6 protein-coding genes are annotated in these 4,721 nt (G+C 72.5%); 2 read left to right on the top strand and 4 right to left on the bottom strand.

Annotation, left to right across the window (positions count from 1 at the left end):
• Positions 1–256: 256 nt before the first annotated feature.
• Positions 257–982 carry an XRE family transcriptional regulator gene (locus tag AC13HU_RS32470; protein WP_483045567.1) on the top strand — a complete coding sequence of 242 codons (726 nt, stop codon included), beginning with the start codon at positions 257–259 and terminating at the stop codon, positions 980–982.
• Between the two features lie 123 nt (positions 983–1,105).
• Here AC13HU_RS32470 and AC13HU_RS32465 read toward each other — a convergent pair whose 3' ends face one another.
• Entirely contained in the window at positions 1,106–2,179 is a 1,074-nt protein-coding gene (locus AC13HU_RS32465) for a LacI family DNA-binding transcriptional regulator (protein ID WP_483045566.1), read from the bottom strand.
• A gap of 171 nt (positions 2,180–2,350) precedes the next feature.
• On the opposite strand from AC13HU_RS32465, the gene AC13HU_RS32460 reads away from it, so the two are divergent.
• On the top strand, positions 2,351–2,797 hold the full coding sequence (locus AC13HU_RS32460; protein WP_483045565.1) for a hypothetical protein: 447 nt from the start codon (positions 2,351–2,353) through the stop codon (positions 2,795–2,797).
• A gap of 286 nt (positions 2,798–3,083) precedes the next feature.
• Here AC13HU_RS32460 and AC13HU_RS32455 read toward each other — a convergent pair whose 3' ends face one another.
• The 3 genes from AC13HU_RS32455 to AC13HU_RS32445 form a co-directional block, all read right to left on the bottom strand.
• A complete protein-coding gene (locus AC13HU_RS32455) occupies positions 3,084–3,581 on the bottom strand; it encodes a GNAT family N-acetyltransferase (RefSeq protein ID WP_483045564.1) in 498 nt (165 codons plus the stop codon).
• Positions 3,582–3,694: 113 nt separating this feature from the next.
• Complete coding sequence (locus AC13HU_RS32450) at positions 3,695–3,889, bottom strand: hypothetical protein (RefSeq protein WP_483045563.1); 195 nt, start codon at positions 3,887–3,889, stop codon at positions 3,695–3,697.
• 152 nt (positions 3,890–4,041) lie between these two features.
• The gene (locus AC13HU_RS32445) at positions 4,042–4,635 is read right to left on the bottom strand and encodes a TetR/AcrR family transcriptional regulator (protein ID WP_483045562.1); all 594 of its coding nucleotides are present in this window, start codon (positions 4,633–4,635) and stop codon (positions 4,042–4,044) included.
• Positions 4,636–4,721: the final 86 nt, after the last annotated feature.

Raw genomic sequence — 4,721 nt, 5'->3', positions numbered from 1 at the left:
GATCAACCCGATGCTGGCCGGCTACAGCTCCCCGGAGGTCGCCGTCGCCGCGGGTGGCGGTCGTCAGGCCGGGCAGCGCTTCCAGTGCGGTGCGCAGAAACCGGCGTATCGCCTTCAGCGACGACACTTGCGGTGTCATTTCGGCGTCATCAGGGGCGTCATTCGGATGTCATTGCGGCCTGTGTCGGGCTACCGTGACCGCATTGCCACAGCGACGCCGAACAGCACGCTTCGAGCGGTCCGCATGGGACTGCTCATGAGCCAGGACGATTTCGCACGTGCGCTCCGGCAGGCAGGCGAACGCGCCGGGCAACCCGACGACGCCAACAAGCGCCTCGTGCAACGCTGGGAGGCCGGTACCACGGCCGCACCGCGGCCCGTCTACGCCCGCGCCTTGGAATCCATCACCGGGCTGCCGATCGAGTCGCTCGGCTTTGCGACGACCATCCCCCAGGCCCGCGTATCGGGCGACGGGCAAGGTGGTCATGACCTTGAACCGACGGCCGGTGGCCCAAGTGCGCTCGGCAGGCGGCGAGTTCCGCAACCCGTGCTGCAAGGAAACTACAGCGGGGTGTGGCTCAGCCGTTACGAGTACTACTCGAGCAGCCGCGGCGAGACGTTCACCGGGCTCCACTACGTCATCGTTCTCCAGCACGGCAATCGGCTGACCGTCCGCAGTATTCCCGGTTCTTCGGACTCGACACTCACCGTGGATCTCACCATCGACGGCAGCGTCATCACCGGCACGTGGGTGGAACAGACGGCCGGGGAGAGCTACTACCGAGGTGCCCGCTATCACGGTGCCATTCAGATGCTGGTCGAACCGACAGGCCGCCGTATGGCCGGAAAGTGGGTGGGATTCGGGAAGGAGATGGACATGAACACCGGCCCCTGGGAACTGACTTTCGAGGACGCGTCGACGAACAAGGCAACTCTCGCCGCATACGGACGTGTTCCGCATGAAGCGCGCGGCGCGGGGTGAGCGGGCCACTCGACGGCCAGTCGTCTCCCGCCCTCACCCTTCGGGGTGGCCAGTCCTGCCGGCTCAGGGACCACCCACCGGCAGGCGATCCCGGGACCGGCAGGACGGGGCGGCCTTGGGGGGTCAGGGCGCCCTGGGGGGAGCGGTGCTGTCGCGGGTGACGAGTTCACTGGCGACTTCGACGCGGGTGGTCTCGGGGGTCTGGCCGGCGAGGAGTTGGAGGACCATGCGGGTGGCGACCGCGGCCATCTCGGGGAGCGGGGTGCGGACGGTGGTGAGTCGCGGGGTGACCCAGTCCGCGAAGTCGAGGTCGTCGAAGCCGACCACGCTGAGGTCGGCGGGCACCCGCAGCCCGAGGCGGTCGGCGGCGCGGTAGGTGCTGAGGGCCTGCTGGTCGCTGCCGGCGAAGATCGCGGTGGGGCGGTCCGGAAGGCGGAGCAGGTCGAGCGCGTGCTGGTACGCGGGTCCGTGCGAGAAGTCGCCGTAGCGGACCAGTTCGGGGTCGAAGGGCAAGCCGCCCTCGTCGAGCGCGGAGCGGTACCCGTCGACGCGGGCGCGCGAGGCGAGCCGGTCCGGCGGCCCGCCGATCACCGCGATCCTGCGATGGCCCAGCCGGACCAGGTGCCGGGTGGCCGCGAGCCCGCCTGGCCAGTTGGTCGCGCCGACCCAGGGCACGCCGGGCGGCGGCTCCTCGGCGGGCGCGATCAGCGCGAACGGAAGCCCCAGCCGGTCCAGTTCGGCCCGCTGCGCGTCCGTCAGCCCGGGTACGACGAGGATCGCGCCCCGGGTCGGCCGATTGGCCAGCGCCTCCAGCCAGTTACGGGCCTGCCGGCCGTCGCTCTCGTGCGCCGCCGACACCACCAGGCCCATGCCGACCGCGTGCAACGCCTCCTCGGCGCCGCGCACCAGCTGGACCGCCCACGGACCGTCCAGCTCCCCGATCACGAAGTCGATCAGCCCGCCCGCCGCGAGCGCCGTCGGCACCGCCCGCCCGCGCGGCGCCGCCCCGTACCCGTGCTGCTCCAGCAGCCGCTGCACCCGTGCCCGGGTGCGCGAGGCGACGTCCGAGCGCCCGTGCAGCACCTTCGACACCGTGGACACGGACACGCCCGCCTCGGCGGCCACTCGCGCCAGCCCGCCGGTGCCGCCTTCGCCGCCCGCGCCGCCTGCTCCGTCGGGTGCCGTGTCCCGCGCCATCGATCCTCGCCCTTCGCCCGCCGCTTCGCCGTACTGCCTGTCGGAGCAGTATCGCGAACCGGGCGCGGCGGCGGGCCGCGGCACTCCAGGCGAACTCACCCGGCCCGGGCGGCGTTGTCCTACCGTGGTGGGACGGGACGAGGGCGGACCGAACGGGACGAGGTGGAACGGGTGGAAGCGGAACTGACCGCACTTGCGGCCTCCGGGGCGACCGCGCTGGTGGGGCTGATGGTCCAGGACACGTGGGGGCAGGTCCGCGGGCGGCTCGCCGCGTTCTTCGCCCGGGGCGGCGACGGTAGTACGGTCGACGGTCAACTGGAGTCCTCGCGGGCGGAGTTGGTGGCCGCGCAGGGGGACGCCGACACGACCGCGGACGTGACCGACGAGTGGCGTGCCCGGCTGCGCCGCGTCCTGCGTACGGACCCCGCCGCGGCTGCCGAACTGCGCTCGCTGCTCGACGAGTTGGGAGCGCCGGCCGGGAACAGTTCGATCAGCGTGGTGCACAACACGGTCGACGGCGGTGTTCACTACGCCCCGGTCGTCCAGGGCCGGGACTTCAAGGGCACGTCGATCGCCGGGACTTGGGCGACGCCCGACCCGGCGCCACCGGGACAGTGATCTGACCTGACCTGACCGGGCGCCTCGCACCGTACTGGACCGCACGGCACGACACCGCACCGTACGCTCACAGCGTGTGGTAGCGGCCGTCGTGGTAGGGGAGCGGGGGACCGGCCGCCGCGGGCGCCTCGACGAACGCGACACCGCGGGCCGGGCCATGTCGGCCGGGCCTCTCCGCGAGCATGTGCGTCGTCATCGACGAGCCAGGCCGGGACGAGCAGAACGCCGCCATCGCCGCGGAACGCGGTGGCGTCAACGGTGCGGGCGCCCATCCCGGTCCGCGCCGTCACCCCGAGACGGGCATGACCAGGGTGTTCACGAAGTCGACGGCGCCTTCCCGCTGGTAGAAGCGCAGGGCGCCGGCGTTGCCCGCGATGACGGAGATCTTCATGACCTGGACCCCCGACTCGGCGAGCCGATCGCGCACGGCCCCGACGAGGGCCTGCCCCACCCCGGCGCCGCGGGCCTCGTCATCGACCACGAGGGTTTCCAGCACGCCGACTCGGTCCCCCCACTGCCAGGACCCCGGGGCGTCGAGCACGCGCACGAAGGCGTAGCCGAGCAGCTGATCCCCGTTCCGGGCGACCAGTGCCGCGGCGAGCGGCTCCCGCAGCCAGGCGACGTACTGTCCTCGCCGCAGGCGCCACGACTCCTCGGGCGAGCGCACCGCGCCGAGAGCTGCCAAGTGCGCTGCCTCGCGGCTGTGGTGGGCCAGAAGCTGCCCCCACAGATGCTCCAGGCGGTCCACCTCGGAAGGGGCCAGGACGTCGACCACTGGATCCATACCAGGAAGCGTAGCCAGCGAAGTCTCTGTGCGACTAGTCCATTTTTCCTGGTCAACCATCCGTGCGGAGCTGCCGCTTGGGAGGTCATGAGCCGCGGCCTTCGCGAAGCCGCTCAGCGGTGGCTGTCCGCCGAGGACCTGAGCGCGTCGAACGTCGACCGGTGCGGCTGGTCGAGGGCGGCCTGCGACTCGTCGACGAGGCCGGTCGGACGGGCCACCTCGGCGTCGGTGAGGTGCTCGGCGACCTCGGCCGCGGCGACGACGGCGCGCAGGTGGTCGGGGCTCGCCGTGCCGGGGATGACGACCATCGCGGGGGAGCGCCGCAGCAGTCAGGCCGCCGAGACCTGGGCGGCAGGGCGCGCTGAGCCGCCGCGCGGGAGCGGTCAACCTCAAGCGCACTCAAGCGCGCTCCCGCGCAGGCGCGGTCGGGGCGGCGGCCACACGCAAAGCGCGGGCGCGTTCAGGGACGGGCGCGGGTGTCCTTCGGGAGATCGCCCGTCGAGCAGAGTGACTGAAGGTCGTCGATCGCCTGGGCGAGGAAGTGGTCGAGCGGGCGGGCGGACTGCTCGATCCACAGGTGGGTCGCCTGACCGGCGGTGGCCAGCGCGGTGTGGGCGGCCAGCGACGCCGGCCGGTCGGCGACACCGCGCCGGCCCAGCGCCTCGATCATGGCGCGGGCCAGGGACGCGGTCTTGGCGAGTTCGCGTTCGCGCAGCGCCGGGGTCGCGGTGGTGAGCCGGTGCAGCGGCTCGGAGAGCGGCCGGTTGTCCTCCAGCAGCGGTGTGATCCGGCGGAACGCCCACAGCAGTGTCGCGAGCGGGTTCAGGGTGCCGGGCGCCTCCGCGACGGCGCGCTCCAGCGCGTCGCGCAGGAAGTCCTCCTGGCCGAAGAGCACTTCGCGCTTGTCGGCGAAGTGCCGGTAGAAGGTCCGCTCGGTGACGCCCGCCTGCGCCGCGATCTCGGCGGTGGTGACCTGGTCGAAGCCGCGCTCCGTGTACAGGTCGAGGGCGGCTTGCTGGAGTCGCAGGCGCGCCGGCCGTCCATCGCGTGGCATCCCAGCAGCATAGGGCAGCGCCGGCAAACACCGACGTCAGGGCGTCCGGTCCGCCTTTAGTCGCGGCGCGGACGGAGCGGGGACCC

The sequence above is a fragment of the Streptomyces sp. NH27 genome (assembly GCF_056859195.1).
This window is presented reverse-complemented; position numbering and strand designations above follow the sequence as displayed.